Origin of the sequence: Acinetobacter sp. P1(2023), from assembly GCF_028367635.1 — a bacterium.
Lineage (GTDB): Bacteria > Pseudomonadota > Gammaproteobacteria > Pseudomonadales > Moraxellaceae > Acinetobacter > Acinetobacter pittii_E.
In genome coordinates this window covers 127,203-153,541 of sequence record NZ_JAQNDD010000010.1, presented here as the reverse complement: position 1 = coordinate 153,541, position 26,339 = coordinate 127,203, and the positions used below count along the sequence as shown (strand labels likewise).

The following is a 26,339-nucleotide window of genomic DNA, read 5'->3' as shown; positions in this document are numbered from 1 at the left end:
GCGCTGACGGGATCGAACCGCCGACATTCTGCTTGTAAGGCAGACGCTCTACCAACTGAGCTAAGCGCCCTTAACGTCTTCATCGTTTGTGAGGTGCATTATAGAGAATCTTTAACAGGTGTCAAACGCTTTTCGATAACTTTTCAAAAAAATGCGAATGAATGATTAAAAATAAGTCACTATTAAGTAAAAAACAATTTTTTGTATTTTATTTAAACACTTATTTCAATTTTTTCGACATTTGCATAGCTAATCAATAATAGATAAAACTCGCTTTCAGGTTAAAGATTGCTCAGACAAATAAACCAATGCATCTTCAGCTACTAAATCAAATAACTCAATGATTTCTTCATTACGCATTCGGACACAGCCATGCGACATTGGCACACCCATTGGTTGAGTGTCTGGAGTCCCATGAATATAGATGTAACGCTGCATGGTGTCGTGGCCTTCGCCTTTATTAAAGCCTTCTTCTAAGCCGTCTAACCAAAGAATGCGGGACAGTATCCAATCTTGCTTAGGGAATTGTGCTGCTAGTTCAGCGTTATAAACCTCCCCTGTTGGCTTACGCGCAATAAAAACTGCATTTTGAGGAGATTCGGTACCAATTTTTTTTGCAACTCTATGCCATCCACGTGGAGTTTTACCCGTGTTTTCTTGCTCACCAATTCCGTTCTTTCCAGTAGAGATGACATAAAACTTATTATGTTTAGGCAAAGTTAAGGTTTGGTTTGCCAAATCGATGAGGACATCGGCATCTTCGAGCTTAAATTGAGACATTGAACTTACTCTCTTATATCAACTCAAATATTTTGAGTTTAAGTAAAAATTTATAGGAAGAGGTTGTCTTGAGCCAAAATAAAAGGTTCTCAATCTTCTTTTATCTACGCGCAGTTTCACTTTTTGGCTCAGGCCGTAACCATAACCAAACTGCAACGATGAACATGGTAGTATCAGTAAAAACCTTGACCCAAAGCGGTGCTGAAGTAAATAGCATTATGAGGCCACTGATTGCCATCATTATGCTTGCAATCCACTTCGCTTTACGTGGCACTGTACCATTGGCTCGCCAATCACGTAATGTTGGGCCATATTTAGGATGATTTAATAACCAAGCATCCATTTGTGGCCAACCTTTTGAGGCCGCCCAAGCAGCCAGAATCAAAAACACTGTTGTTGGCATACCTGGTAAAATTGCTCCAATAATGCCTAGCGTGATAAAAATCACGACCAAAGAGCGCCAGAACAATGTTCGCATATATAAACCTTAACCTGCTGTTAGCATTAGTATAAAGTGTTTTTCTTATATTGTTTGTTGATCCCTTATGAAATTAGGATGAATTACTTCGAGTATTGAATATATGAATATTGCCTCAGTTAAAACTTCCTATTTCGAACCATGGCTTCAATTTCAACATCCTATAGTGCGGCAGCTGGCTTTTTGTATCGCTAGCCCCAATTTACTTTGCAAATTACCAAAAAGTTTTTCTATACAATACGACTTTAAGTTGCATCCAAGCGAAATATGGGAAAGACATTTTCAAAATTATTTACCACGTTTAAAAGAACTTGATCAGTCCCCAGAACCATTAATCCAGTTTTTATCTCAGCTTAAAAGTACACGCTTAGGTTTACGCTTTGAAAATTTACTTTGGTTCTGGCTGCAAGAAGATAGTTATCATCCGTATCAGTTATTGGGCCATAGTATTCAAAAAATTGAAGGAGCAATAACTTTAGGTGAGTTAGATTTCTTAATTTTAAATAAAGAAACTCAACAAGTTGAACACTGGGAAGTCGCACTAAAATACTATTTAGGTGAAGCAGATTTATATTTAGAACAATGGATTGGGTTGAATCGTCAGGATACTCTGAGCAAAAAGCTTTATCATTTTACTAACAAACAATTTCAGTTCACTGAAGCATTAGATTTTAAGATCGAACAACGTTTTGCCGTTCTAAAAGGACAGCTCTATCTTCCTTTACAGTTAAATTTGCAACAGTCATTGCCAGACTGGATAAATTTAAAGCGTCGATTAGGATATTGGGGTATTATCATTCCACACTCTTCCTTTTATCGATTAGAAAGGCACGAATGGTTGTGTCCAAATCAAAAACCTAGTTCGGTTTCGGCACATTGGTGGACAGATGGTTTATATTGTAAAAGTAGTGAAGAGGTCATGTTTTATATGTATAGACGCCCTGCATACTTAAATTTTAAGTCAAACCCATATTAATGGGTAAAATTAAAAGAATTAACAATAACTTTTTAAGCTTCTAGAAACATTTAATAACGTTTTTACTATTAAACAGTCATGTTTCTTTTTCCGTTTGTTTTTTAATCTAAATTTACTTCATTATTAAATTTAAACGGAGAAAATGATGAAAAAAGTTTTAGCTGCTTCTGTAATGATTGCTGTTGTTTTAACAGGCTGTAATACGTTTAAAGGTTTTGGTAAAGATGTTTCTAAAGCAGGTGATGCTGTAACGAATACTGCTGAAAAAACACAAGATAAAATGTAAGTTAGAGTCATCACTTAAAAAACCTTATCTTCCCGATAAGGTTTTTTTATTTTTACATACCCATCCCGTAGAGATTCCCCTATTATATCGGACTATATTTCACCTGATCAGCACGCAATTTTCGGTATGAACCATTCAGATACTCTCTCGCTTAGCTTAGAACTGTTACAACAACCTTCTGTTACTCCTATTGATCACACCTGCCAAACCATCATGGCCGACCGTTTAGCTAAAATCGGTTTCCATATTGAACCAATGCGTTTTGGTGAAGTTGATAATCTCTGGGCACGTCGCGGAACTGAAGAACCCGTATTTTGCTTTGCGGGTCATACTGATGTAGTACCGACAGGTAAATTAGAAGCATGGAATTCAGATCCATTTGCACCGGAAATCCGCGATGGCAAATTATATGGTCGTGGTTCCGCCGATATGAAAACAGCTCTTGCAGCGATGGTCGTCGCATCTGAACGTTTTGTAGCAAAGCATCCTGACCATAAAGGTTCAATTGCCTTTTTAATTACTTCTGATGAAGAAGGCCCTGCTGTTAATGGTACGGTTAAAGTTATTGAGACGCTTGAAAAACGTAACGAAAAGATGACGTGGTGTTTGGTTGGTGAACCTTCAAGTACTCATAAACTGGGTGATATTGTTAAAAATGGTCGTCGTGGCTCACTTAATGCCGTATTAAAGGTTCAAGGTAAGCAAGGACATGTAGCTTATCCACATTTAGCGCGTAATCCAATTCATGAAGGGTCACCAGCTTTGGCAGAACTATGCGAAGCGGTTTGGGACAATGGAAATGAATATTTCCCTGCAACCTCATTTCAGATTTCAAATATCCATGCAGGAACTGGCGCAACAAATGTTATTCCTGGAACATTAGAAGTTACTTTTAACTTCCGTTATTCAACAGAAGTGACAGCAGAGCAACTTAAACAACGTGTACACGAAATTTTAGATAAACATGGTTTACAGTATGAAATCGTGTGGAATCTTTCTGGTTTACCGTTCCTAACACCAGTCGGTGAACTCGTTAATGCAGCACAAACAGCTATTTTGAACGTAACAGGTACTGAAACTGAGCTTTCAACAAGCGGTGGTACCTCTGATGGCCGTTTTATTGCTCCAACAGGAGCACAGGTATTGGAATTAGGTGTTCTTAACGCAACAATTCATCAAATTAATGAGCATGTTGACGTACATGACCTTGATCCATTAACTGATATTTATGAGCAAATTTTAGAAAATTTATTAGCTAAGTAAAAATTAAAAAGGAACTCAAAATGAGTTCCTTTTTTTATAAATGAAGAGAATTTTGAATATATTGCAGGTTAGGCACATGGTAGCGTTGATTGTCCATACGTACATATTTAAATACAGTTGAATGCTGCAAAGACTCTTGTATATCTTCATTCTCATCTACGACTTCAGAAATACGCAAACGGACTGAAACTGGCATCGAGTTACACATCAGTGCAAAACGTTGGCTAATGTCTTCACTTTCAATGACTAATGCTACTGCTCGCGAATCAATTTCATTATGAACCGAATAAACAGGGAGTTTTACATCATGCCATTCAATGTGCTTTATGCCATTTTTAACATCCATAGCAGATAACACTATATTTTGCGGCAATAGCATCGGCACTTGCTGATGACACTCGATAATGTATGCATCAATAAAACCAGTTGAGACAGTAATTAAATGCTGAAGCTCTTGCTGGGCCATTTCATTAATTAAGGATGTACTTATATTACTTTTCATTAGGCAAGTCCCCCTTCAAATGTCATGAATAACGCATCAATGTTGTGAAGTAAATCTTCTTCTTGGAAAGGTTTACCCATGTACTGATTAACCCCTAAAGCAAATGCTCGTTCACGGTGTTTTTCGCCAGTTCTTGAGGTAATCATGATAACTGGCATATCTTGATGTAGATCATGATGTCGAACAAGATTGAGAACCTCAAAGCCATCCATTCGTGGCATTTCAATATCAAGCAGCATCAGATCTGGTTTAATATTTTCCAATTGCTCAATTGCATCGACCCCATCTTTAGCGGTGACTACATCATAGCCCTGACGTTCAAGTAATCGAGACGTGACCTTACGCACAGTTACCGAGTCATCTACAATCATGATGAGACGGCGTTCATCAGACTCACGTTGTCTATAGATAGCTTCATTGAGCGACTTATGCCGTTGGGTAGATTGAATTTGGCGAGCAATATTTTGTCCATCTAAAATTAGACAAACTTGGCCATCACCTAAAATAGTTGCCCCTGCAATCGCCCCAATGCTAGAGAATTGCTGCCCGATTGGTTTAACTACAATCTGCGCACGTGAGCCAATCAGTTGGTCAACTAATAATGCAACAGTTTGTCCATTATTTGCTTTAATCATTAATACTGGTAATGAATACATCATTCCACTTAAACGCGGAATGGGTTGATTACCAACAAACTCAGATAAATAACGTAATGGATAGCGCTTATTTTCAAATTCAAAGAACTCTTGTGCACTTCCGAAATATTGTTCTAACGAGGCTGGTGAAACCCGCACAATTCGATCAATTTGAGCCAATGGGATTGCAAATTGCTGATCAGCAACTTTAACCATTAAGGCATCACTAACAGCTACCGTAGTTGGAACACGTATGGTAAAGACAGTGCCCTGCCCATAGATAGAGTCGACACTCACGTGGCCACCTAAGGCCTTAATATCACTCTGTACGACATCAAGACCTACACCACGACCTGAAATCTGAGTGACTTGATCGGCTGTGCTTAACCCAGGATGGAAAATCAACTGTAAAATATCTTGATGTTCTAATACTTGTTCCGAGTGAATCAAACCAGACATTAATGCCCTTTGACGAACCTTCCCGATATCAATACCTTGTCCATCGTCCTTAAATGTAACGACAACATCTGTACCTTGACGATGAATATTCAGCTCAATGCGTCCAGTTTCTGGTTTTTGCGCTTGTTCACGTTGCGCACGGTCTTCTAAACCATGGTCAATTGCATTTCTAAGCATGTGCTCAAGTGGTGTGACCAAACGCTCTAACATTGTCCGGTCTAGCTCACCTTCAGTATTATTCACGAAAAGCTCTGCTGGTCGATTTAACGCAGTAGAAGTCTGTCTCACAATTCTTTGTAAACGAGGCAGCAACCGAGAGAATGGTACTAAGCGTGTTCGCATGAGACCTTCTTGAATCTCAGCCTGAATACGTGATTGTTGAACCAATAAACCTTCAGTGTCTCTGATCTTTTCCGACAATGTATTTTTAAAATCCACTAAATCTGATGCAGATTCGGCAAGAGATTTTGACAACTGATTTAATGAAGAATATTGATCCATCTCTAAAGGATCAAATTCCGTATACCGAGAGTTTTCAATACCGTGTTTTGCAATAATCTGAGTTTCTAATTCACCTTCCATTCGGCGCAACTGATCTGCAAGTCGTTGAATAGCCAATTCCATTTCTGCAAGCGTATGCCCAAATTGGCTTAAATCCATTTCAATTCGCGAACGGTTAATTGAATTTTCGCCAGACAGGTCAATCATTTTTTCAATTAAATCTGCCGAGACTCGAATCATCTCATTATTTTGATCAAGGCGTTGTGTTTGTTCCCACGCACCCATCATTGGCGGTGGCTCTGTACCGTCACCTTGCACAAAACTCATGACAGGTTCTGTGCTGAATAGATCAGTTCGAGTTAATTTACTAGGAATTTGAATTGCTGTTTCAATGAACTGAATATTTTCCAGACTTTGTTGTAAACCATCGAAGTGTTGATAATTTTGTTTAAAAATAGCCTCTTTTAACCAGACAATTGCACTCTCTAATAAATTGTCATAAATATTTGAGCTGAAATGATGAAGTGCAAATTGTTCAAAAGCATTCTCAAGCTGATAAGCAATCGCTTGCACGGTTTCAAGTCCCAGCATACGGGAACCGCCTTTCAAGCTATGCATAGCCCTTTGTAGCTGAAGCAAGATACTACGGTTAGTACGCTGCTCGAACCATTGTTTTAATAGATGATCGGCCATTTCTAATAGTTCAGCCGCTTCCTCCATGAATGTCTGCTCGACAACAGAGCTAATATCCTGATCTTGAAGATTTTCCGTATAGCCTTGGTCAGCATTGAGAACTTGTAAGTCGGTTTGCTCAACAAGTTGATTATTAGTCTCAGCAATCTGTTCACAACCAGAAGTTAACTCACTGAAGATTAACGCTGTATTATTTATCGTTTCTTGTGGTAATTCTGCAAAATTTACTTCAGGCATAACATAGGTTTCAGATTCTGCTTGCACTTCTTTAATACGAGAATCAAATACTTGGCCCGCATTTTTAAGCGCTTGAATAGTATGAGAAGCAGCATAATCTAGATGCTGTTCACGTACTATTTGAAGACGGTCAGCCAAGTCATCTTGAACTAGTCGAATAACATCAATGAGAGCAGACGAAGCTATCAACTGTTTTTGAATTAAGCGCTCATAAATACTTTCTAACTCATGTGCAATTAAACCAATATAGCTTGCCTGAATCATATTTGCTCCACCTTTTAAGGTATGCAAATAACGCATCAGGTTATTAAGAGCTGCAAAGTTTTCTTGATCATTAACCCAAATATTAAGATCTTTATCCATTCCCTCAAGCAACTCATCAGCTTCTTCAAGAAAAATATCTAATAGATCTGGATCAAAATTACAGTTTACCTGTTCAGTCGAAATGAACTGTCGATCTAGTTGTACACTTTGACTCATTAAGATCTGATCAGTGAATACATTTTCTGTTGAGACTAGACGTTCATTCGTTGTTTGTTCAACTTCAGTATTAAAGGTTGATTCAATAATTTCCTGATGAGTTTCTAATGGTTCAACATTAAGACTCGGAATATGTTGAGTATATAGTTTTAGTTCTTCCAAGACATTTTGGTGTTGCTCAATAATACTTACTCTTTGTCCCGCAGCTAAGGCATCAAATAACTGAATTAATTGTTGGTGTGCTTTTTGATAAATTTCAAAAACATAATCCAATTGCAGTAAATCAGGTCGTTCAAGTAATACCTTATAGCTGTCTTTGAGCTGGTTAGTATATTCATATAAACCAACCATTGCCTGCGACTGAGTATGTTGCAACAACACATCTGCTTGTTCACTTAAGCGTTCAAGATAATGAGGAAACTCTGTCCGTATTCCCTTCTCAAAGTCTAATTCTGCATCAAGCAATTCTGAAACATCTAACTGCAATAACTGAGACACTAAACCATGTGGAGGCATGAGCGGGCTTGAATGCTCACCATGCTGCTCCATATAAGCATCCCAAATCTGATTAAATTTTTGTAGATCAGATTCCAATTGCTCAGTAGAACAATGGCTAGCCAATGAATCTAAACAATTTCGAATAAACTCGCGGTAATCACGAAGTAATGAAATTTCTTCTGAATGAGAAGAAAGCTCTTCTTGTAATAGTATTTTAAATAAATGCTCAACTTTGGTACTGGCATCAAATATTGGTTCTACATGAGCCATAGCAGAACTGCCACGTAACGTATGTAGCGCACGTATTAAAGCATTATAACTTTCATGCTGATGTATTTCTTGTTCTAAAAATTGATCAATCGTCGCTAAGTGCTCTTCTGCCTCTTCCATAAATAAAATTAAGGTTTCAGCAAGAGTCTGTTCAGTTTCTATAGCAACCTCTGGAGTGGCAATAGTTAAAACATTAGTTGACTGTGGTTCGAAGTCATTCGTTTCTAAACCAGTTTGAGTTTCAGCAGTAAGAGTATCTGATAATAATAAAAGTTCATCTAATGCGGGTTCTATACTTTGCTGTTGTTGTAATTGTTGTCCTAATAAAATAAGGGGCCTAAAGTCTAAGGTATGATCTTTTTTAGATTTAAAGTCATCTACTAACTTAAAGAAATAGAACTTAAATACCAACTGAACATATTGTTGGATGTTAGGAGTTAATCCGAGACTCTGATTGATTACGCGATTCAGCGTATCTTCTACAGTCCAAGCAAGCTCAGCAGATGATTTTGCACCAATCATCCGGCCAGAACCTTTCAATGTATGAAAATAACGGCGGATTTCGGTAAGCGTAGCAATATTTTCAGATTGCATCCATTCGTCAATCAAAGATTGTAATTCAACAAAAATTTCCTCAATTTCTTCGATAAAGATTTCAAGGAATTCATCATCTTGTTGAGAATAGCTATCTTCCGGTAGCATCATTGCTTCAGTTAAAGTTTTTAATATTTCTTTCATAGCAAAGGCTTCTTTTGCTTGTCTCCAAAATGGAGAAAAACGACAGAGTCAACACCAGAAAAATAGCTGTTTTCCCCAATATTTATCTGGTGTTGTAATACTTTTTAGAAGAATAGCGATTATAGGAACAGCTATTCTCATCCCCAATTTAATCAGGTAATTTAAAGTCCGTTACCGATTCACGTAATGACTCTGCCATGTTTGCTAATTCAGAAACAGAGCGCGCTGTATCGAAAGTTGCAGTGGTCGTTTGTGAAGTAATTTCTTGTACGACTGTCATGGTGGTCGCAATGTGGCTGGCAGATGCAGATTGAAGTTTTGCTGCATCAGAAATGCTAGCAATTAAGTTAGCCAAATCGCCCGATACTTTTTGAATTTCATCCAAAGCAATACCCGCATCTTTTGCTAAGTTCGCTCCACGCACAACCTCAGTAGTGGTTTGTTCCATCGAAATAACAGCTTCATTTGTATCTGTCTGAATCGTTTTAACCAGTGTTTCGATCTGTTTTGTTGCGGATGCTGAACGCTCTGCAAGACGCTGTACTTCGTCGGCAACCACGGCGAAACCACGGCCTGCTTCACCCGCCATAGATGCTTGAATTGCTGCGTTTAATGCAAGAATGTTTGTTTGGTCGGCAATGTCGTTAATGAGCGATACAATGTTACCAATTTCTTGTGACGACTCACCTAATCGCTTAATACGTTTAGACGTTTCTTGAATCTGTTCACGGATTGTATCCATACCTTCAATTGAACGGTTTACCACTTGAGCACCATTAGAGGCAATTTGTACCGAACGTTCTGCTACCTCAGCAGATTCAGATGCATTTGAAGATACTTGGTCAATCGATTGCGCCATTTCATTCATTGCTGTTGATGCACCAGCAATTTCTTGAGCCTGATGTTCAGACGCTTCTGCCAATTGGTTAGTAATACTTTGCGTATCTTGCGTATAGCGAGCAACCTCTTGAGAGGTTTCATGAATACGAGATACAAGGTCACGTAGTTGGTCAATCGCGAAGTTAATCGAGTCGGCAATCGCTCCCGTAAAATCCTCAGATACGGTTGCATATGAACGTAAGTCACCATCTGCAAGATCGGCGATTTCATCAAGTAAACGTAAAATCGCGTTTTGGTTACGGTCATATTCGTCTTGTAATCGAGTGACACGTTGTTTATCCATCACACTACGTAATGTAATCAATTTAAATACAGAGAAGATTAAGCCTGCTAAAGAACTGATTAGCACTGCACCTAAGAATAAAGTAAGCCAGTTCTTTCTTGCTACATCAGATAAATGCCCCAAGTTATCTAACATCACATCTGATTTAGAGAAGATCTGAGAAGATGCCTGACGAACATTGACAATCTGATTACCATTTTTTAATACCGTGGCAGCAGCAGATTTTAAGACTTTGTCATATTCAGATTTAATACTTTCTAATGATTCACGTAAAGCCGGATCTGCAATACGGTCCACACCCAATTCAGCATTACCATTAAGTTCAGCATTTAAATATGTACCAAACGTATCAATGTCTACACCAAAATCGCTAGTCGATACATTTCCGTCAGTACCACTTAGTACCGAGTTAATAGAACGTAAAATACGTTCGGCAATAAACACTTGGTTTTTAGCAATAATTACCTGACTACTTGGCAAACCTTGACGTGCCATTTGGTCAACCATCAAGTTATATTCTGCCTGAATCTCAGGAACGGTTTCGCTAATAGAGATGTTGGTGTCATATAGCTGGTTAAGGACTTTTTGATGTGCTGAAATCAAATCGATGTTTTTTGAAAGTTCAGTCCACATAACTTGAACTTTTTGATATTCATCAGTCGACTTACCGTGAATATTTTCAATCTCAAGTAAGTTTTCGTTAAAGTCTTTTTGAGACTGCTGTAGCTTGGTGATTGCCTCTTGAGAGCCAGACTCAGTTGCTTCAGTTGCTTGCTTAGAAATCGTTTGAGATAACAAACGTAACTCACCAAGACTTCGAATTAACTGGTTATGACGTGGAACGTTATAGAACAAATAGGCTAGAGAAACTAATGCAAGAACAAAACATAAAATTGCTGCATATAGGATTGGCTTGGACTTTTCACTTTCCCCAAATAAACCGGCAAACTGCTCAATTCTTGACTGGATTGTTGCAATAAAATTAACACCCGATTTTTCGGACGCAACCCGACTGCTGCCTTTCTTTTTAAGCTTAAAGCCCATAGCTTTTCCCCAGAAAAATACTCTGTTTTCACAGCGTAAAAATTAGTTTATAAATTTTGTCGATGCATTCATGTAATGTGGGTTTTGCAATAAACGACTAAATAAAAAAACATGCCAGTGTTGGTTATGTTGATGAAAATAACCTTGGCAATATTCTTTTAGATTTTCCTCTAAGTCTGAACTTTGAGAAAAAAAGCTTTTTTTATTAAAGTGCTGAATCCCCAAAACCTGATCTACGACCAACCCCACATACTGGTCGCGATGGCTAATACACAATACTTTTTGAGTTGACGAAAATGAACTTCGTTGCCCTAAAATAAAATGCGCCAAATCAGACACTGAAAGTAATCTGCCCCGAATATTTGCCAATCCCCTTACCCAACTTTGGGTATTTGGAACCGGTGTATATTTTGGTGGATAGATTACTTCTGACACTTCCCCAAGTGGTGCGACGAAGTATTGCCCTCTCATTTCAAAAGCAATTCCTGACCATCGCTGTGCTTCATTTTGAACTGAAGCATAATTCTTATTACCCCGTTTAGACAAACGAAGTAACTCGATAAATCCATTCGCTGCCATACTCGATCCTATAAAACAGGTACAAAATGCCCGTTATTTATGTTTTTATGGATGGATGAGTTAATTTAGAAATTGTTTAATTACATCAATCAATTGCTTTTCTTCGATTGGTTTAATCAAATAGTCGATTGCGCCTTGACGCTTGCCCCATACACGGTCAGTTGCCTGATCTTTAGTACTCACAATAACAACGGGAATATGCTTAGTGTCTTCATCACGGGTAATCTGACGCGTTGCCTGAAAACCATTCACACCCGGCATAACAACATCCATCAATACAAGATCTGGTTGCTCTGCTTTTGCAAGAGTTACACCATCTGCCCCATTTGAAGCTTCAAGTACGTCATAACCATGTTTTGTTAGGATTTCTTTAAAACGAAAAGTTTCTGTTGGTGAGTCATCTACAATGAGAATACGTGCCATTTTTTTGCCCTCAAATTACTGGTTATGAACTTACATGATTACGAATCGCGTTTAACAATTCATCTTTGCTAAAAGGTTTCGTCAAGTATTCATCTGAACCTACCACACGCCCTTTTGCCTGATCAAATAAACCATCTTTACTAGAGAGCATAATAACGGGAATGTTCTGATAATTTTGAGAGTTTTTTATCAAAGCACAAGTTTGATAACCATCTAAACGAGGCATCATGATATCGACAAAAACAATATCCGGATTTGCTTCTGCAATTTTGGACAAAGCTTCAAATCCATCCACAGCAGTAATGACTTCACAGCCTTCGCGTTGCAATAAAGTTTCTGCTGTACGGCGAATGGTTTTTGAGTCATCAATCACCATTACTTTCAGATTTTGGAATGCATCTTCCATTTAATCTTCCATCCCCATAAATATAAAATATAAATGCAATTTAACTTAAATTTGTTTTTACACATTTATACGCATTTTTAACATATCTCACCTTCTATTTTCAATGAGGCATTTTTGTCTACTTTCTCATTTATAAACAATAACTTTTAACCTCATCACACTTTAATTAAAATTATCATTTTTTTTATAATGACTATATTTTTATTCAACTAAATAATAATTAATATAATGAAGATTAAATATTTAAAAATAAGTGGCTTAGCTATCTTTTTTGGGGATTTTCAATGAATGTTAGGATGAAATATGCCTTTTATAGGAACTGCTTGTCTGTATCTATAGGCATTATTTCCTTCGGATCACTTTTTTTCTTAGCTTCTACACTTGCTATTGCCGATACTTCTAAAGCAGTTTGGTATCGTTATTATGATCAACATGGTATTGCCAATATTAGTACATCAGTTACTCCAGCCCATATTCGTTATGGTTATGAAGCGCTTGATCGCAATATGCAAGTGATAAAAAGAAACCATTCTTATAATGCTGAAGCCGATTTAAATCAATCGAGTCAACGAGCATTATTGGCACGACATAAAGAACAAGATATCAAATTAAAAAAAGCTTATAGCAATAGTAAGATAGCGTTGATTAAAAGAGATCAGGCATTAGTGTCTATCAAAAAACAAATTAATTATCAGCAGGAACAACTCAATCAATTACAACAAGATAAAATTTCATTTAAACGTCAGGAAATGGAATATTTCAGAAAAGGAGAAATAATTCCTGAACGCCATAAAGCTTTGATTGAAAACAATCTAAATAATATTAATCGGGTTAAACAAACGCTTCAAACACTTTCCAAGACCTATAACCGAACCAACAGTGAGTATGAAAATATTATCGAACGTTTAAAAAAGCTTGAATAACTGCAAAGGTTTATCAAGAATAGGGGCAAAATAAAATTTGAATTATAGGATGATGCTGTATGCACACAATGCATCTCACCCCTTCTACTTTTTTTAAACTGAGTATTATTAGTTTATGTTTAATTTTAGCTGCATGTAATCAGCAAGAAACAACAAAAACTACCGCATCGGCTCCTGTCAAAATTGAGCTTATTCCTCAAGATCTTATCGCAGTTAAACAAGGAGCACTTGACTCTCAAACTGCATTTACAGGAACTATTCGTGCGGTTCAGCAAAGCTCTATTCAGGCACAAGTGAGTGCAACGGCGACAAATGTCACTGCAAATGTGGGCCAACAGGTACAAAAAGACCAAGTTCTAGTGAGATTAAATAATCAAGACAATGTTGCACGATTAGCACAGGCACGAGCAAACCTTGCATCGGCTCAGTCGCAAGCTGAACTTGCACGCAATTTAATGAACCGAAAACAAAGATTATTCAATCAGGGGTTTATTGCTCGTGTCGAGTTTGAACAAAGTCAGGTGGACTATAAAGGGCAACTTGAAAGTGTAAAAGCACAACAAGCCAATGTTGATATTGCAAAAAAAGCGGATCAGGACGGAATTATTACCAGTCCCATTTCAGGCGTGATTACTAAACGGCAAGTTGAACCTGGTCAAACCGTATCAGTTGGACAGACACTATTTGAAATCGTAAATCCAGATCAACTTGAAATACAGGCGAAGTTACCCATTGAACAGCAATCTGCGCTTAAGGTAGGTAGCAATATCCAATATCAGATTCAAGGTAATTCTAAACAATTAAATGCAACGCTTACTCGCATTTCACCTGTCGCCGATCAAGACAGTCGACAAATTGAGTTCTTTGCTGCTCCTAAAGAAAAAATTGATTCGTTAAGCATTGGAGCTTTCATTAATGGAAACATTTTGCGCAATGACACTCATCAAGGCCAAACTATTCCTTTAGATAGTATTCAAAATATGCAACTTGACCCGTTTGTATGGGTGATACGCAATCACACCATTCAAAAAGTTAAAATTCGGGTGATTGAACAGCGCTATAACGACAATATTGCTTTAGTCGAAGGTTTGCAAAGCTCAGATCTAGTAAGCCGTATTCAATTTGAAGATTCCGACATTAATAAAAAAGTGACGGTTACAACCGACAAAAATAAATAAGGTAGCAAATAGCGTATGTGGTTTACTCGAATCAGTGTGAAATACCCCGTTTTTACCATTATGATGATGCTCAGTTTAATGGTACTCGGGTTAGCTTCTTGGAAACGCATGACTGTCGAAGAGTTTCCAAATATAGATTTCCCATTCGTAGTGGTCACTACGCAATATGCGGGCGCGTCGCCTGAAGCGGTTGAGTCAGATATTACAAAAAAACTTGAAGATCAAATCAATACAATTTCAGGAATTAAACAAATTACTTCACGCTCAAGTGAAGGCTTTTCGATGGTGATTGCCGAATTTAATCTCGATACATCTTCAGCGATTGCAGCACAAGATGTTCGTGACAAAATTGCACCCGTCACAGCACAGTTCCGTGATGAAATTGATATACCGATTGTACAGCGCTATGACCCCTCCTCTAGCCCAATCATGTCGGTTGTATTTGAATCAAACAGCATGAGTTTGGCGCAATTAAGTTCGTATGTAGATAAAAAAATTGTGCCTCAGCTTAAAACTGTTTCAGGTGTCGGTAATGTGAATTTATTGGGTGATGCAAAGCGGCAAATCCGAATAAAAGTTATTCCTGCACAATTACAAAGCTACGGCATTGGTATTGATCAGGTCATTAACACCTTAAAAAATGAAAATATTGAAGTTCCTGCCGGAACCTTACAACAAAAAAATTCTGAACTGGTCGTACAGATTCAATCGAAAGTTATCCATCCTCTTGCATTTGGCGATTTGGTGATTGCCAGTAAAAATGGTTCGCCCATTTTTTTAAAGCAAGTAGCAACTGTTGAAGACACACAAGCCGAACTACAATCGAGTGCCTTTTATAATGGAAGAACCGCTGTCTCTGTTGATATTTTAAAAAGCTCCGATGCCAATGTCATTAAAGTTGTCGATCAGACTTATGAAACGTTAGAGAAATTAAAAGATCAAATGCCTGCGGGCTTAAATTACAAAGTGGTAGCTGATAGCTCTAAAGGTATTCGTGCCTCAATTAAAGATGTCGCTCGAACCATTATTGAAGGTGCGGCTTTAGCAGTTCTCATTGTTTTACTCTTTTTAGGCTCTTTCCGTTCTACCGTTATTACAGGTCTAACCTTACCGATTACTTTGCTCGGAACTTTAACGTTTATCTGGGCTTTTGGGTTTAGCATTAACATGATGACACTGTTAGCGCTATCGCTCAGTATTGGTTTACTTATTGATGATGCAATTGTAGTACGGGAAAATATTGTCAGACATACTGAACTTGGCAAAGACCACGTAACTGCAGCTCTTGAAGGGACAAAAGAAATTGGTTTAGCCGTACTCGCAACTACACTTACCATTGTGGCAGTATTTCTACCTGTAGCCTTCATGGGTGGACTGATTGGACGTTTCTTTTATCAGTTTGGTGTAACAGTCAGTACCGCTGTTTTAATTTCAATGTTTATTAGTTTTACACTCGATCCAATGCTTTCAGCTCACTGGAAAGATCCTGTAAAGAAAAAAGATAATTGGCTACAACGGTTTTTTGACCATATTTCTAATTTGCTAGATCGGCTTGCTCATGTTTATGAAAAGCTATTAAAACTTGCTCTACGCTTCCGTTTCATTACAGTCATTATTGCAATCGCCTCATTATTTGCTGCATTAGGGCTATCTAAACTGATTGGGACCGAATTTGTACCTACACCAGATAAAGGTGAAGTGCGTATTCAGTTCGAAACTCCTGTAGATGCTTCTTTGGAATATACTCAAGCAAAATTACATCAGGTCGATCAAATTATTAGACAATTCCCAGATGTGGTTTCTACTTACGGCGTAGTCAACAGTGAAGTCGACTCTGGTAAAAACCATGCAGGTTTAGGGGTGACCTTAAAACCAAAACAAGAACGTAGTTCTGACCTTAATACTCTCAACAACGAGTTCCGTGACCGTTTGCAAACAGTAGCAGGTATTCGAATAACTTCTGTTGCCGCAGCACAAGACTCTGTCTCTGGCGGCCAAAAGCCAATCATGATTTCTATTAAAGGATCTGACCTAAATGAACTACAGAAAATTTCAGATCGCTTTATTGCTGAAATGGAAAAAATTGAAGGCGTAGTTGATTTAGAAAGTTCATTGAAAGAACCTAAACCAACTTTGGGTGTTAATATTAATCGTGTACTAGCAAGTGATTTAGGCTTATCTGTATCCCAAATTGCGAATGCAATTCGACCATTAATTGCGGGTGACAATGTCACCACGTGGGAAGACCGTGACGGCGAAACTTATGATGTAAATTTACGTTTAAATGAAAATAAACGTATGCTTCCACAAGATGTGCAAAATTTATATATCAATTCTAATAAGACCAATGCAACCGGACAAAGTATATTAGTTCCACTAAGTGCAGTTGCAATGACCGAAGAAAAGCTCGGTGCTTCACAAATTAACCGACGTGATCTTGAGCGTGAGGTTTTGATTGAGGCAAATACCTCAGGTCGCCCGAGTGGCGATATTGGTCAAGACATCGACAAAATGCAAAAGGCGTTTAAGCTACCAGCAGGCTATACATTTGATACACAAGGGGCAAATGCAGACATGGCTGAATCTGCGGGATACGCATTAACAGCCATTACCCTATCGATTGTATTTATTTATATCGTGTTAGGTTCTCAGTTCAATAGCTTTATTCATCCAGCGGCCATTATGGCGTCTTTACCTTTGTCATTGATTGGTGTTTTTCTTGCCCTCTTCTTGTTCCAAAGCACCCTAAATCTGTTTTCAATTATTGGTATTATCATGCTGATGGGGCTTGTCACTAAAAATGCGATTTTGCTGATCGACTTTATTAAGAAAGCAATGGATCAGGGGACGAGCCGTTATGATGCTATTTTACAAGCGGGGAAAACCCGTTTACGTCCAATTTTAATGACGACAAGTGCCATGGTGATGGGGATGGTTCCTTTAGCTTTGGGTCTTGGCGAAGGTGGTGAGCAAAGCGCACCAATGGCTCATGCTGTGATTGGTGGTGTAGTTACCTCTACCCTGTTGACTCTTGTAGTTGTACCCGTCATTTTCACTTATCTGGATGACTTGAAAAACTTTATGCTGCGTCAAACTCGACGATTCATGTCATAATGCAGCGATTATCGTATAATCTGCGTTTTTATAACGCTTAACTTTTAGGACTTTTTCCATGCGCGCAAGCCGCTTTTTATTTGCAACGTTGAGAGAAACCCCAAATGATGCTGAAGTGATTTCACACCAGCTCATGTTACGTGCGGGGATGATTCGTAAATTGGCATCTGGTTTATATACATGGCTGCCGATGGGAACACGTGTGCTTAAAAAAGTAGATGCGATTGTTCGTGAAGAAATGAACCGTTCAGGCGCAATGGAAGTATTCATGCCCGTGACTCAACCCGCAAGTCTTTGGGAAGAATCAGGTCGATATGAACAATACGGTCCTGAATTATTACGTTTTAAAGATCGTCATACGAACCCATTTGTACTTGGGCCAACGCATGAAGAAGTTATTACGGATATGGCGCGTAACGAATTAAAAAGTTATAAGCAGCTTCCTGTAAATTTCTATCAAATTCAAACTAAATTCCGTGATGAAATCCGTCCACGTTTTGGTGTAATGCGTTCACGTGAGTTCATCATGAAAGATGCTTATTCTTTCCATGCAACTCAAGAATCATTACAAGAAACTTATGACGTAATGTACGACACTTATAGCCGTATTTTCACTCGCTTAGGTTTAGATTTCCGTCCAGTTCAAGCTGATACAGGCTCTATTGGTGGTTCAGCTTCACACGAATTCCACGTATTGGCTGCTAGTGGTGAAGATGACATCGCATTTTCAACTGAGTCTGATTATGCAGCAAACGTTGAAATGGCTGAGGCTGTTTTAGTTGGTGAACGTGCAGCACCGACACAAGAACTAAAATTGGTTGAAACACCAAACCAAAAAACAATTGATGACGTTTGCCAATTCTTAAATGCTGATCCAAAGCAATCTGTTAAAGCATTATTGGTTCAAGGTGTTGCAGACGAGAAAGGGAATGTTCCTGTCGTTGCGCTATTTATACGTGGCGACCACGAACTGAATGAGATTAAAGCTGAAAAGCATCCTTTAGTTGCGGCTCCTCTTACTTTTGCAACTGAAGAACAACTTCAAGCATTTGGTTTAACTGCTGGCTTTACTGGTCCACAAGGTTTAGTCGAAAAAGGTTTGACTGTTATTGTTGATCGCGCTGCATCTGTTCTTTCTGACTTCGTTGCTGGTGCAAATGAAGCGGACAAACATGCAGTTGGCGTAAACTGGGAACGTGATGCGCAAATTAGCGAAGTTTTTGATTTACGTAATGTGGTTGAAGGCGATCCATCTCCAGATGGCAAAGGCACACTACAAATTAAACGTGGTATTGAAGTAGGTCATATTTTCCAGCTTGGTACTAAATACTCTGAAGCTTTAGGCTGTAAAGTTCTAGGTGAAGATGGCAAACCATTTACAGTAACCATGGGATGTTACGGTATTGGTGTAACACGTGTTGTTGCAGCTGCAATTGAACAAAACTACGATGACAAAGGTATTATCTGGCCTCAAGCCATTGCACCTTTTGAAATTGCCATTGTTCCAATGAATGCGCACAAATCACCACGTACTCTTGAAGCAGCAGAATCACTTTATGCAGAACTTCAAGCTCAAGGTTTTGACGTATTACTTGACGATCGTAATGAACGCCCAGGCGTTAAATTCTCTGACCTTGAGTTAATGGGTATTCCACACCGTATTGTTATTGGTGAAAAAGGTCTTGATGCAGGTACTTTTGAATATAAAGGCCGCCGAGATACTGAAGCGAGCAATTTAACGAAAGAAGAGCTTTTAGCTAAGTTAGCGCGTTAATAAATACTAAATAAAAAAGCAGCTTTTCGAAGCTGCTTTTTTTTAACTCAATCTTATGCCTGAACCGTTAAGTCTTTGATATTGATTGATGAACCATTGTTTTTAACCGACTCAATTCCTTTATCTCGTGAAGCTTCACTTGCATAGAACTGACTCGTGCCAATAATTTGATGATTTGCAGCTTTTAAATTGAAGTAAGGTTTCCCATTCTTTGCAGTTAAACGCTCATATCGGGCGTCATCACCACTATTTTTCTGAATTGATTCAATACCATTTACAGCAGAGGCTTTTGCCTTATATAGCTCGCTATTTAAAATAGGCTCACCATTACCTGCCTTTAGGATAAAGCGATATTGTCCATCACTCGCTTGTGAAATTTCGTACCATCCTGCCATAAAAACCTCATTTTTTTGTTGGTGTGGGTATGACTTTCGTTATTATTTTGGACGAAAGTTTTTTGTTATTAATAACAATATAAAGCCCCAATTATTCCTTGAATAGCCCATTTTTTATACTTTTTCGTAATAAAATTAGAATGATGTTAGAAATTTAAAAAGCAGAGATATATACATCTATCTCTGCTGAAATGTAATAATAATTAACAGTTTAAGCTTTTTTTACAAATTCAGATTTTAATTTCATCTGACCAATGCCATCAATTTTGCAATCAATATTATGGCCATCACTTGCATCTGGAACTAAACGAATCGTTTTTACCTTTGTACCGACTTTAACGACTGAAGATGAACCTTTAATTTTTAAGTCTTTAATTACAGTGACGCTGTCGCCATCTGCCAAGACATTTCCATTCGCATCTTTAATAATTTCTTGTTCTTCAGTAAGCGATGCTTCTCCTTCTTTCCACTCATGTGAACATTCAGGACAAATCAATAAGTCGCCATCTTGGTAAGTATATTCTGATTGGCATTTTGGGCAGTTTGGCAAAGACATGAAAAAATCTCAAAAAGTATATTATGCGAGATACAATTCATTTTTTAAAGTTTTAAATAAAAGACTTTAACCAAAAAAAAATTTATATATTCATTTTAAGTTTTTACTTAATAAATATTCTTTCAAAATAATTGCATGGTTATTTTCAATATCTTTTGCTGAATATAAAAACGTAACTGTATGCTCAGCTACAATCTTTTGCAGTTCTTCAACTGCGGAGTTGGTTTCAAGCTCTTTTAAATAACGCTGCTTAAATTCTTCCCAATGATCTGGAGTTGCAGCATGGAACCATTTTCTAAGTTCAGTTGAAGGAGCCACTTCTTTTAGCCATAAATCTAAATGAGCATTCTCTTTACTAATTCCCCTGCTCCATAGGCGGTCAACCAAAATTCGCTTACCGTCACTAGGGTCGGCCTTTTCATAAATTCTTTTAATATGTATATCCATCGTTTTTCTCTGCATATTGTTCATATTTTGAAGTTATAAAATTATTCTATATTTTATTCATTTAGAATAAAGCTCAAAAAGAAAAGTGAGCAGAAATAAATCTACTCACTTTTCTATGCGGCTCTAAAAATAACTTTTTATTGGTCTGGAATTTCAGCTTCAACTAATAATGTGAGTAAAGATAGTGATTCTTGCCATCCTAAATAGCAGGCTTCTACAGGAATAACTTCAGGTATTCCTTCTTGTGTAATATGCACTTCTGTACCCACCATTACCGTTTTTAATGTAATAGTGACTTGCATAGTTCCGGGTAAATTTGGATCATCGAATTGATCGTTGTAGCGAATTAATTCATTTGGAACTAATTCAACATATGTTCCACCAAAAGCATGGGTTGAACCTGTTGAAAAATTGGTAAAACTCATTTTGTATGAACCACCAACATTTGCATCAAAACTATAAACCTTGGCAGTAAAACCGTGGGGTGGCAACCACTTTACTAAAGCATCTGGATCTAAAAATGCACGATAGACTCGCTCGGCTGGAGCCTTAAACACACGATGAAATTTTACTGTTCCTGTTGTCATCGTATTCTCCTTATTTTAATTTCCCTAAAATTATTGAAATTATCGTTATTAGCTTAAACCTTCCAATTTATCCAAACGTATATTTTTGGTGTTTTTTTAAACTAAAAATCGATATGCAGCACAAAATCAAATTACGAAAACTATGGCTGATTTTTTAGTAAAAATGGAGCAAAATAGTCAGCAATCATAAAGAAACATATTGAATTTGAGATTAATCATGAGACTGCTCGCTTTCTCCTCATATGCTTTAAACGGTGTAGATGCACAAAAGTTTTTACAAGGCCAAGTTACTGTAGATACTGAACGTTTAGCTGAAAATACAACTCGCTATACAGCTATTTGTGATCTTAAAGGCCGTATTCACTTTGGCTTATGGCTAAAGAAGATTAATGCTGAAAGTTTTGAAATTGTAGTTACTCAAGATCAAGCTGAAGAATTTGCCAAACACATTAAAAAGTATGGCGCCTTTTCAAAAATGACCTTAAGCGAACAAGGCATTGTGTTCCCAAAAGTAGTGAATCATCAAACTGAGTTCACTACTGCTGAAACTGATATTTCTGAATGGCAAAAACAAGCCATTATGACTGGTCAAGCTTGGATTACACAGATAACTGAACATGAATTCCAACCACAGGAATTACGTTTACATCAACGTGAAGGCGTCAATTATGACAAGGGCTGTTACTTAGGCCAGGAAATTGTGGCACGCCTTTGGTTTAAAGCAAAACCAAAACACTGGTTACATCTTGTGCAAGGTACAGGTGAAGCACCAGCTTCAGCAACTCAATTAAATAACGATGTAGAAGTCGTTAATAGTATTGCAAATGATGAAGGCTATCTTGCTTTAGTTGTAGCTAAACCTGCTGCTCTTCAAGAGTTAGGGCTTCAAGTTCTTGAGTTACCAGAAGCTTTAAGTGGCGACGTAGCAAGACCACAATAATAACTTTTATTAGTTCAAACTGCCCACTGCTAAATTAGTGGGCTTTTTTATAGATACAAAACACTAATGATTTCATTATATTAGAACGTCAATTTTTTAAGCTTTATATGCCATCATTAGCCCTGTTGTAATTCAAGAGAAAAAAGATGAAAACTAAACTTGCTACACTCATGTTGGGTCTGGCTATTTTCGGTTCTGCTCACGCTGATGTTAAAACACTTGAACAAAATCTTAAGACGAATTATCCCGATTTACCTGTAAAAGGTGTTTATCAATCTCCTGTACAAGGTATTTATGAAGTGTATACAAGCGGTCGCATTGTCTATACAAACCAAGATGCGAAGTACTTTTTTGTTGGTAATTTAGTCGACATCAAACAACAAAAAAATATGACTGAAGAACGAATTGCCGAATTGGGTAAGATTGACGTTAAAAGTTTGCCATTAAATCAGGCCATTAAATATGTAAAAGGTAAAGGCGAACGTACGATCTATATCTTTAGTGACCCTGATTGCCCATATTGCCAGCGTCTAGAACAAAATATGGTTGGGGTTGATAACGTAACGGTATATGTATTCCTTTATCCTCTCACCAGTTTGCATCCAAATGCTGAAAAAGTTTCAAATCAAATCTGGTGCTCAAAAAATTCGGCAGAAGCTTGGACAAACTACATGCTTAATCGCAAATTGCCAACAAATAGCAAAAGTTGCTCAAGCCCAATTCAGAAAAATATCGCTTTAGGTCAAAAATTAAATATCGATGGAACACCTACTCTGTTCTTGCAAGATGGCCAAAGACTCTCTGGCGTACCAACTGATGCCAAGCAAATTGAAGCATTACTTCAGTCAGCAAAATAACAATATTACCCACTCCATTTTATGAATGTGGGTGGGTATTTTTCTCCACAATTTGCCCAAAGTGCAGTGCTTTATATACAAATCGGCTGTTTACTTTCATCAATCAATATTTATGATGAGAAATTGAAACTCTTTAATGCATCAATGGATTGATGTAGCTACGAAGTAAAAGGTTAAAAAGAAATGAAGAAATTACTAATCGCAAGCCTAATCACCCTTTCAAGTGCATCAATTTTTGCAACTGATAACACAGCGACTGCTGCGAAAACCGATGTTTTCAAACAAGCTGAACAACTCTATGCAGCAAAAAATTATTCTGCTGCATTTCAGGAAATGCAACGCTTAGCCCAATCAGGTAATGCCCAAGCTATCTATAACTTAGGCTATATGACTCAAATGGGCCAAGGTACAGCAAAAGACTCTTCTAAAGCTCTTAAATACTATGAAGACGCTTCAAATAAAGGCTATGCCCAAGCAAGTTATACGCTTGCACAAATTTATGAGACTGGTGAATTAGGCGTTGCTAAAGATAGCAATAAATTCAGTCAATATGTTCAAAAGGCATCAGCTCAAGGTTCTGATGATGCAACTGTGAAAATTGCGACGATTTTATTTGCACAGAAAAAACCGCAGTCACATCAAATTGCCCTGCAAAAATTGGCACCTTTAATTCGAAAAGGCAACTACCCTGCGATTCAGGTCAAAGCACTTTACGATATTAGCCAAGGGGTTGAAAATAAAAATCCTTTAATGAAACGCCAAGGCATTGAAGCTTTACAGTCAATTGCACAAAAAGGTTATGCACCTGCTTCTATGGCTTTAGCAACCATGATGGCGAATGGCAATATCATTCCGCAAAATCTACCGCAAGCAAAAAAGATTTTTACTGAACTTGCCAATCAAAATGTTCCAAATGCTAAAGAATCGTTAGCTTCGGTTGATAAGATTATTGCAGAAAAGAGCAAACAGGCTGCCAATGCTCCAACACAGCTAGCACCGAAAAAATAATGAATGATATAAGCCCCTCATGGGGCTTTTCTTTTACCACCACAAAGCAATCAGCCCGCTAACACCAATAAAACCAACAATCGTACTAATCATAAGCGGTGTTAATGCTTTTTCATTTAAGCCATAGGCTTGTCCAAAAATTCCAAAAGCAATCGGCATTGGTAAAGCAGCAATTAATGTTCCTGCATAAAGCATTTCACGACTTACATTGGGAGTGACCAAAAAGAGTGAAAAAATCACGGATGGCATGAGGATAACTTTCAATATCGCCAAGAAAACACTTTCTGTATTTACTGTTGTAATTCCAATACCAACTAGACTTCCGCCAATGGCAAACAAAGCCAAAGGCGAAGCTGTGCGTCCAAGTAACTCTAAAGACTGATCAAGCGTTGTAGGAAGGTTAACATCTAAAAGAATACATCCCATTCCAACCAAAATAGCGATAATTACAGGATTTTTGAGTAAATTTAAAAAAGTCTGTTTTAAAAGCGGTAAAAGATTTTGTTGTTGATGTAAACCAGCTTCGGCCAAAATCAACATGAGTGCTACAATCAATAAATTTTCAATAATAAGTGTTAAAGAAATATAGATCGCAGCATGATTACCTATCAGCATGGTCAAAATAGCCGTTCCCATAAATCCAGTATTGGACATAGATGCACCCATCGAGATGACGGCGCTATGAGTTAAGCTATTTTTAAAATATTTTCGATAGAGAATGAAAGCCAAGAAAAATAAAATTAAGGACCCTCCGCCATAAGCAATAAAATAAGCGGGATGCCAAATATCTTGTAAATTTTTATTCGCCAATGAGTGAATTAAAAATGCGGGTAAGGAGATTTTAATTACGAATGCGCTAAGTACCCTGATTTGTTCAGGTGTTACCAATTTGATGAGAACACAAACATAGCCCATCAATAGCAATATCAAGATAGGTAAAATAACCTGAAAAACCACTGACCGTCCTCACTTAGCGAAAGAAAAATGGGCAAAGATGACTTTGCCCAATACAATTAAAAAGAGTTAAAAAGCTGTTTTAATCCATGAGGTTGGCAACGCAAATACTGAGGTGCAATTTTAACTTCTGCACCTAAAGCGGCTGCTGCATGCCAAGGCCATCTTGGGTCATATAACATTGCACGAGCAAGACCAATAGCATCAGCTTGCTGGTTTTCCAAAATTTGTTCAGCGTGTTCTGGCTCAGTAATTAACCCTACAGCAATGACTGGAATAGACACATGCTTTTTGACTTGTTCAGCAAAAGGAACTTGGTAGCCCGCCCCAATCGTAATAGATTGATGCTCGTGCAAACCACCACTAGACACATGCACGTATGCTGCGCCCAATTGCTCTAAAGCTTTTGATAAACCCACTGTAGACTCAATATCCCAATGCTCAATACTTTCTAACCAATCGGTCGCAGACAATCTAACACCTACAGGATAGCCTTCTGGTACAGCGAGTTTAATTGCCTGAAGAACCTCAAGGGTCATACGCATACGGTTTTCTAAAGAACCACCATATTCATCAGTTCGCTGATTGGCAATTGGCGATAAGAATTGGTGTAGTAAATAACCATGCGCCGCATGAATTTCAATCAACTCAAATCCAGCCTCTACCGCACGTTTTGCAGCTGCAGCAAAGTCTTGTTGAACTTGTTTAATCTCAGCAATGGTCAAAGCATGGGGCGCTGCATCATGCACTGAAAAGGTACTTTCACTTGGAGCAACCGTTTGCCAACCATGAGGCTGATCTTTTGCAATCTGACCTTTACCTAACCACGGTTTTTCAGTAGATGCTTTACGGCCTGCATGTGCTAACTGAATTCCAAATGGCATCGGAGAAAGTGTATGAACCTTAGCTAACAACGTTTTGATTTGGTCACGTTGCTGATCATTCCACAGTCCAAGGTCAGCATAGCTAATTCGACCTTCAGGCTGTACAGCAGTCGCCTCCACAATACAGAGCCCTGCACCAGACAATGCATAATTTGCCCATTGCTGTTCATGCCAATAGGTAATTTCACCGTCATCTGTTGCCGAATATTGGCACATCGGAGCAATTACAATTCTATTGACCAGTTGTAGTGAACCAAAGTTAACCGTTTCAAATAATTTTGCCATTTTTAA

General features: G+C 37.9%; 25 protein-coding genes. 11 read left to right on the top strand and 14 right to left on the bottom strand.

What is annotated here, in order from left to right; translation table 11 throughout:
• Nucleotides 1-276 precede the first annotated feature (276 nt).
• Nucleotides 277-780, bottom strand: a complete 504-nt coding sequence (gene elsL, locus POD11_RS14820) for a cell wall-recycling L,D-carboxypeptidase ElsL (protein ID WP_262457694.1) — start codon at nt 778-780, stop codon at nt 277-279.
• Between the two features lie 100 nt (nt 781-880).
• Nucleotides 881-1,258 carry a YbaN family protein gene (locus POD11_RS14815; protein WP_016143136.1) on the bottom strand — a complete coding sequence of 126 codons (378 nt, stop codon included), beginning with the start codon at nt 1,256-1,258 and terminating at the stop codon, nt 881-883.
• Nucleotides 1,259-1,361: 103 nt separating this feature from the next.
• Between POD11_RS14815 and POD11_RS14810 the strand changes: the two genes are divergently transcribed.
• The 3 genes from POD11_RS14810 to dapE all read left to right on the top strand — a co-directional run bounded on the left by POD11_RS14810 (nt 1,362) and on the right by dapE (nt 3,783).
• Nucleotides 1,362-2,234: a DUF1853 family protein gene (locus POD11_RS14810; protein WP_262457692.1), complete on the top strand. Its 873-nt coding sequence runs from the start codon at nt 1,362-1,364 to the stop codon at nt 2,232-2,234.
• Nucleotides 2,235-2,376: 142 nt separating this feature from the next.
• Nucleotides 2,377-2,520 (top strand): entericidin A/B family lipoprotein, encoded by a 144-nt coding sequence (locus POD11_RS14805; RefSeq protein WP_003655297.1) that lies wholly within the window; start codon nt 2,377-2,379, stop codon nt 2,518-2,520.
• Nucleotides 2,521-2,646: 126 nt separating this feature from the next.
• On the top strand, nt 2,647-3,783 hold the full coding sequence (gene dapE, locus POD11_RS14800; RefSeq protein ID WP_262457690.1) for a succinyl-diaminopimelate desuccinylase: 1,137 nt from the start codon (nt 2,647-2,649) through the stop codon (nt 3,781-3,783).
• A 34-nt stretch (nt 3,784-3,817) separates the two neighbouring features.
• On the opposite strand, the gene POD11_RS14795 is transcribed toward dapE, so the two are convergent.
• From POD11_RS14795 to pilG, 6 genes are all read right to left on the bottom strand, one after another.
• Complete coding sequence (locus POD11_RS14795; protein ID WP_262457688.1) at nt 3,818-4,285, bottom strand: hypothetical protein; 468 nt, start codon at nt 4,283-4,285, stop codon at nt 3,818-3,820.
• Nucleotides 4,285-8,796: a hybrid sensor histidine kinase/response regulator gene (locus POD11_RS14790; RefSeq protein ID WP_262457686.1), complete on the bottom strand. Its 4,512-nt coding sequence runs from the start codon at nt 8,794-8,796 to the stop codon at nt 4,285-4,287. Before POD11_RS14790 ends, POD11_RS14795 begins: the two co-directional genes overlap by 1 nt.
• A 148-nt stretch (nt 8,797-8,944) precedes the next feature.
• Nucleotides 8,945-11,023, bottom strand: a complete 2,079-nt coding sequence (locus POD11_RS14785; protein ID WP_016143131.1) for a methyl-accepting chemotaxis protein — start codon at nt 11,021-11,023, stop codon at nt 8,945-8,947.
• Between the two features lie 42 nt (nt 11,024-11,065).
• Entirely contained in the window at nt 11,066-11,602 is a 537-nt protein-coding gene (locus POD11_RS14780) for a chemotaxis protein CheW (protein ID WP_016143130.1), read from the bottom strand.
• A 60-nt stretch (nt 11,603-11,662) separates the two neighbouring features.
• Nucleotides 11,663-12,025, bottom strand: a complete 363-nt coding sequence (locus tag POD11_RS14775) for a response regulator (protein ID WP_000101096.1) — start codon at nt 12,023-12,025, stop codon at nt 11,663-11,665.
• Between the two features lie 22 nt (nt 12,026-12,047).
• Nucleotides 12,048-12,431: a twitching motility response regulator PilG gene (pilG, locus tag POD11_RS14770; protein WP_000389061.1), complete on the bottom strand. Its 384-nt coding sequence runs from the start codon at nt 12,429-12,431 to the stop codon at nt 12,048-12,050.
• Nucleotides 12,432-12,715: 284 nt separating this feature from the next.
• Here pilG and POD11_RS14765 point away from each other — a divergent pair, with 284 nt between their 5' ends.
• The 4 genes from POD11_RS14765 (at nt 12,716) to POD11_RS14750 (ending at nt 19,420) form a co-directional block, all read left to right on the top strand.
• A complete protein-coding gene (locus POD11_RS14765; protein WP_239967310.1) occupies nt 12,716-13,354 on the top strand; it encodes a hypothetical protein in 639 nt (212 codons plus the stop codon).
• 68 nt (nt 13,355-13,422) lie between these two features.
• Nucleotides 13,423-14,532 carry an efflux RND transporter periplasmic adaptor subunit gene (locus POD11_RS14760; protein WP_262457700.1) on the top strand — a complete coding sequence of 370 codons (1,110 nt, stop codon included), beginning with the start codon at nt 13,423-13,425 and terminating at the stop codon, nt 14,530-14,532.
• 15 nt (nt 14,533-14,547) lie between these two features.
• The gene (locus POD11_RS14755; RefSeq protein ID WP_262457682.1) at nt 14,548-17,646 is read left to right on the top strand and encodes an efflux RND transporter permease subunit; all 3,099 of its coding nucleotides are present in this window, start codon (nt 14,548-14,550) and stop codon (nt 17,644-17,646) included.
• A gap of 58 nt (nt 17,647-17,704) precedes the next feature.
• On the top strand, nt 17,705-19,420 hold the full coding sequence (locus POD11_RS14750) for a proline--tRNA ligase (protein WP_262457680.1): 1,716 nt from the start codon (nt 17,705-17,707) through the stop codon (nt 19,418-19,420).
• A gap of 53 nt (nt 19,421-19,473) precedes the next feature.
• Here POD11_RS14750 and POD11_RS14745 read toward each other — a convergent pair whose 3' ends face one another.
• The 4 genes from POD11_RS14745 to POD11_RS14730 form a co-directional block, all read right to left on the bottom strand.
• Nucleotides 19,474-19,815: a YegP family protein gene (locus POD11_RS14745; protein ID WP_262457678.1), complete on the bottom strand. Its 342-nt coding sequence runs from the start codon at nt 19,813-19,815 to the stop codon at nt 19,474-19,476.
• 211 nt (nt 19,816-20,026) lie between these two features.
• Nucleotides 20,027-20,371 (bottom strand): zinc ribbon domain-containing protein YjdM, encoded by a 345-nt coding sequence (locus tag POD11_RS14740; RefSeq protein WP_004789255.1) that lies wholly within the window; start codon nt 20,369-20,371, stop codon nt 20,027-20,029.
• A 90-nt stretch (nt 20,372-20,461) separates the two neighbouring features.
• A complete protein-coding gene (locus POD11_RS14735; RefSeq protein ID WP_224992786.1) occupies nt 20,462-20,818 on the bottom strand; it encodes a DUF488 domain-containing protein in 357 nt (118 codons plus the stop codon).
• Nucleotides 20,819-20,955: 137 nt separating this feature from the next.
• Nucleotides 20,956-21,405, bottom strand: coding sequence for an SRPBCC family protein (locus POD11_RS14730; protein ID WP_262457677.1), 450 nt, complete (start codon nt 21,403-21,405; stop codon nt 20,956-20,958).
• Between the two features lie 41 nt (nt 21,406-21,446).
• Between POD11_RS14730 and POD11_RS14725 the strand changes: the two genes are divergently transcribed.
• The 4 genes from POD11_RS14725 to POD11_RS14710 all read left to right on the top strand — a co-directional run bounded on the left by POD11_RS14725 (nt 21,447) and on the right by POD11_RS14710 (nt 24,210).
• Nucleotides 21,447-21,563, top strand: a complete 117-nt coding sequence (locus tag POD11_RS14725; protein WP_262457698.1) for a hypothetical protein — start codon at nt 21,447-21,449, stop codon at nt 21,561-21,563.
• A 59-nt stretch (nt 21,564-21,622) separates the two neighbouring features.
• Nucleotides 21,623-22,345, top strand: coding sequence for a CAF17-like 4Fe-4S cluster assembly/insertion protein YgfZ (gene ygfZ / locus POD11_RS14720; RefSeq protein WP_262457676.1), 723 nt, complete (start codon nt 21,623-21,625; stop codon nt 22,343-22,345).
• A 146-nt stretch (nt 22,346-22,491) separates the two neighbouring features.
• Complete coding sequence (locus tag POD11_RS14715) at nt 22,492-23,202, top strand: DsbC family protein (RefSeq protein WP_262457674.1); 711 nt, start codon at nt 22,492-22,494, stop codon at nt 23,200-23,202.
• 183 nt (nt 23,203-23,385) lie between these two features.
• Nucleotides 23,386-24,210 carry a tetratricopeptide repeat protein gene (locus tag POD11_RS14710; RefSeq protein WP_262457673.1) on the top strand — a complete coding sequence of 275 codons (825 nt, stop codon included), beginning with the start codon at nt 23,386-23,388 and terminating at the stop codon, nt 24,208-24,210.
• Between the two features lie 33 nt (nt 24,211-24,243).
• Here POD11_RS14710 and POD11_RS14705 read toward each other — a convergent pair whose 3' ends face one another.
• Both POD11_RS14705 and POD11_RS14700 read right to left on the bottom strand, forming a co-directional pair.
• Complete coding sequence (locus POD11_RS14705; protein WP_262457671.1) at nt 24,244-25,167, bottom strand: AEC family transporter; 924 nt, start codon at nt 25,165-25,167, stop codon at nt 24,244-24,246.
• A 56-nt stretch (nt 25,168-25,223) separates the two neighbouring features.
• Nucleotides 25,224-26,333, bottom strand: coding sequence for an NADH:flavin oxidoreductase/NADH oxidase (locus tag POD11_RS14700; RefSeq protein ID WP_224992776.1), 1,110 nt, complete (start codon nt 26,331-26,333; stop codon nt 25,224-25,226).
• Nucleotides 26,334-26,339 lie beyond the last annotated feature (6 nt).

What these genes read in the sequence shown, in the direction of transcription:
- elsL (WP_262457694.1), bottom strand. Translation starts at nt 780, where the DNA reads ATGTCTCAATTTAAGCTCGAAGATGCCGATGTCCTCATCGATTTGGCA.
- POD11_RS14790 (WP_262457686.1), bottom strand. Translation starts at nt 8,796, where the DNA reads ATGAAAGAAATATTAAAAACTTTAACTGAAGCAATGATGCTACCGGAA.
- POD11_RS14700 (WP_224992776.1), bottom strand. Translation starts at nt 26,333, where the DNA reads ATGGCAAAATTATTTGAAACGGTTAACTTTGGTTCACTACAACTGGTC.
- POD11_RS14750 (WP_262457680.1), top strand. Translation starts at nt 17,705, where the DNA reads ATGCGCGCAAGCCGCTTTTTATTTGCAACGTTGAGAGAAACCCCAAAT.
- POD11_RS14710 (WP_262457673.1), top strand. Translation starts at nt 23,386, where the DNA reads ATGAAGAAATTACTAATCGCAAGCCTAATCACCCTTTCAAGTGCATCA.
- POD11_RS14760 (WP_262457700.1), top strand. Translation starts at nt 13,423, where the DNA reads ATGCATCTCACCCCTTCTACTTTTTTTAAACTGAGTATTATTAGTTTA.
- POD11_RS14775 (WP_000101096.1), bottom strand. Translation starts at nt 12,025, where the DNA reads ATGGCACGTATTCTCATTGTAGATGACTCACCAACAGAAACTTTTCGT.
- POD11_RS14810 (WP_262457692.1), top strand. Translation starts at nt 1,362, where the DNA reads ATGAATATTGCCTCAGTTAAAACTTCCTATTTCGAACCATGGCTTCAA.
- POD11_RS14735 (WP_224992786.1), bottom strand. Translation starts at nt 20,818, where the DNA reads ATGGATATACATATTAAAAGAATTTATGAAAAGGCCGACCCTAGTGAC.
- POD11_RS14765 (WP_239967310.1), top strand. Translation starts at nt 12,716, where the DNA reads ATGAATGTTAGGATGAAATATGCCTTTTATAGGAACTGCTTGTCTGTA.
- pilG (WP_000389061.1), bottom strand. Translation starts at nt 12,431, where the DNA reads ATGGAAGATGCATTCCAAAATCTGAAAGTAATGGTGATTGATGACTCA.
- POD11_RS14785 (WP_016143131.1), bottom strand. Translation starts at nt 11,023, where the DNA reads ATGGGCTTTAAGCTTAAAAAGAAAGGCAGCAGTCGGGTTGCGTCCGAA.
- ygfZ (WP_262457676.1), top strand. Translation starts at nt 21,623, where the DNA reads ATGAGACTGCTCGCTTTCTCCTCATATGCTTTAAACGGTGTAGATGCA.
- POD11_RS14755 (WP_262457682.1), top strand. Translation starts at nt 14,548, where the DNA reads ATGTGGTTTACTCGAATCAGTGTGAAATACCCCGTTTTTACCATTATG.
- POD11_RS14780 (WP_016143130.1), bottom strand. Translation starts at nt 11,602, where the DNA reads ATGGCAGCGAATGGATTTATCGAGTTACTTCGTTTGTCTAAACGGGGT.
- dapE (WP_262457690.1), top strand. Translation starts at nt 2,647, where the DNA reads ATGAACCATTCAGATACTCTCTCGCTTAGCTTAGAACTGTTACAACAA.
- POD11_RS14740 (WP_004789255.1), bottom strand. Translation starts at nt 20,371, where the DNA reads ATGTCTTTGCCAAACTGCCCAAAATGCCAATCAGAATATACTTACCAA.
- POD11_RS14795 (WP_262457688.1), bottom strand. Translation starts at nt 4,285, where the DNA reads ATGAAAAGTAATATAAGTACATCCTTAATTAATGAAATGGCCCAGCAA.
- POD11_RS14715 (WP_262457674.1), top strand. Translation starts at nt 22,492, where the DNA reads ATGAAAACTAAACTTGCTACACTCATGTTGGGTCTGGCTATTTTCGGT.
- POD11_RS14805 (WP_003655297.1), top strand. Translation starts at nt 2,377, where the DNA reads ATGATGAAAAAAGTTTTAGCTGCTTCTGTAATGATTGCTGTTGTTTTA.
- POD11_RS14745 (WP_262457678.1), bottom strand. Translation starts at nt 19,815, where the DNA reads ATGGCAGGATGGTACGAAATTTCACAAGCGAGTGATGGACAATATCGC.
- POD11_RS14730 (WP_262457677.1), bottom strand. Translation starts at nt 21,405, where the DNA reads ATGACAACAGGAACAGTAAAATTTCATCGTGTGTTTAAGGCTCCAGCC.
- POD11_RS14815 (WP_016143136.1), bottom strand. Translation starts at nt 1,258, where the DNA reads ATGCGAACATTGTTCTGGCGCTCTTTGGTCGTGATTTTTATCACGCTA.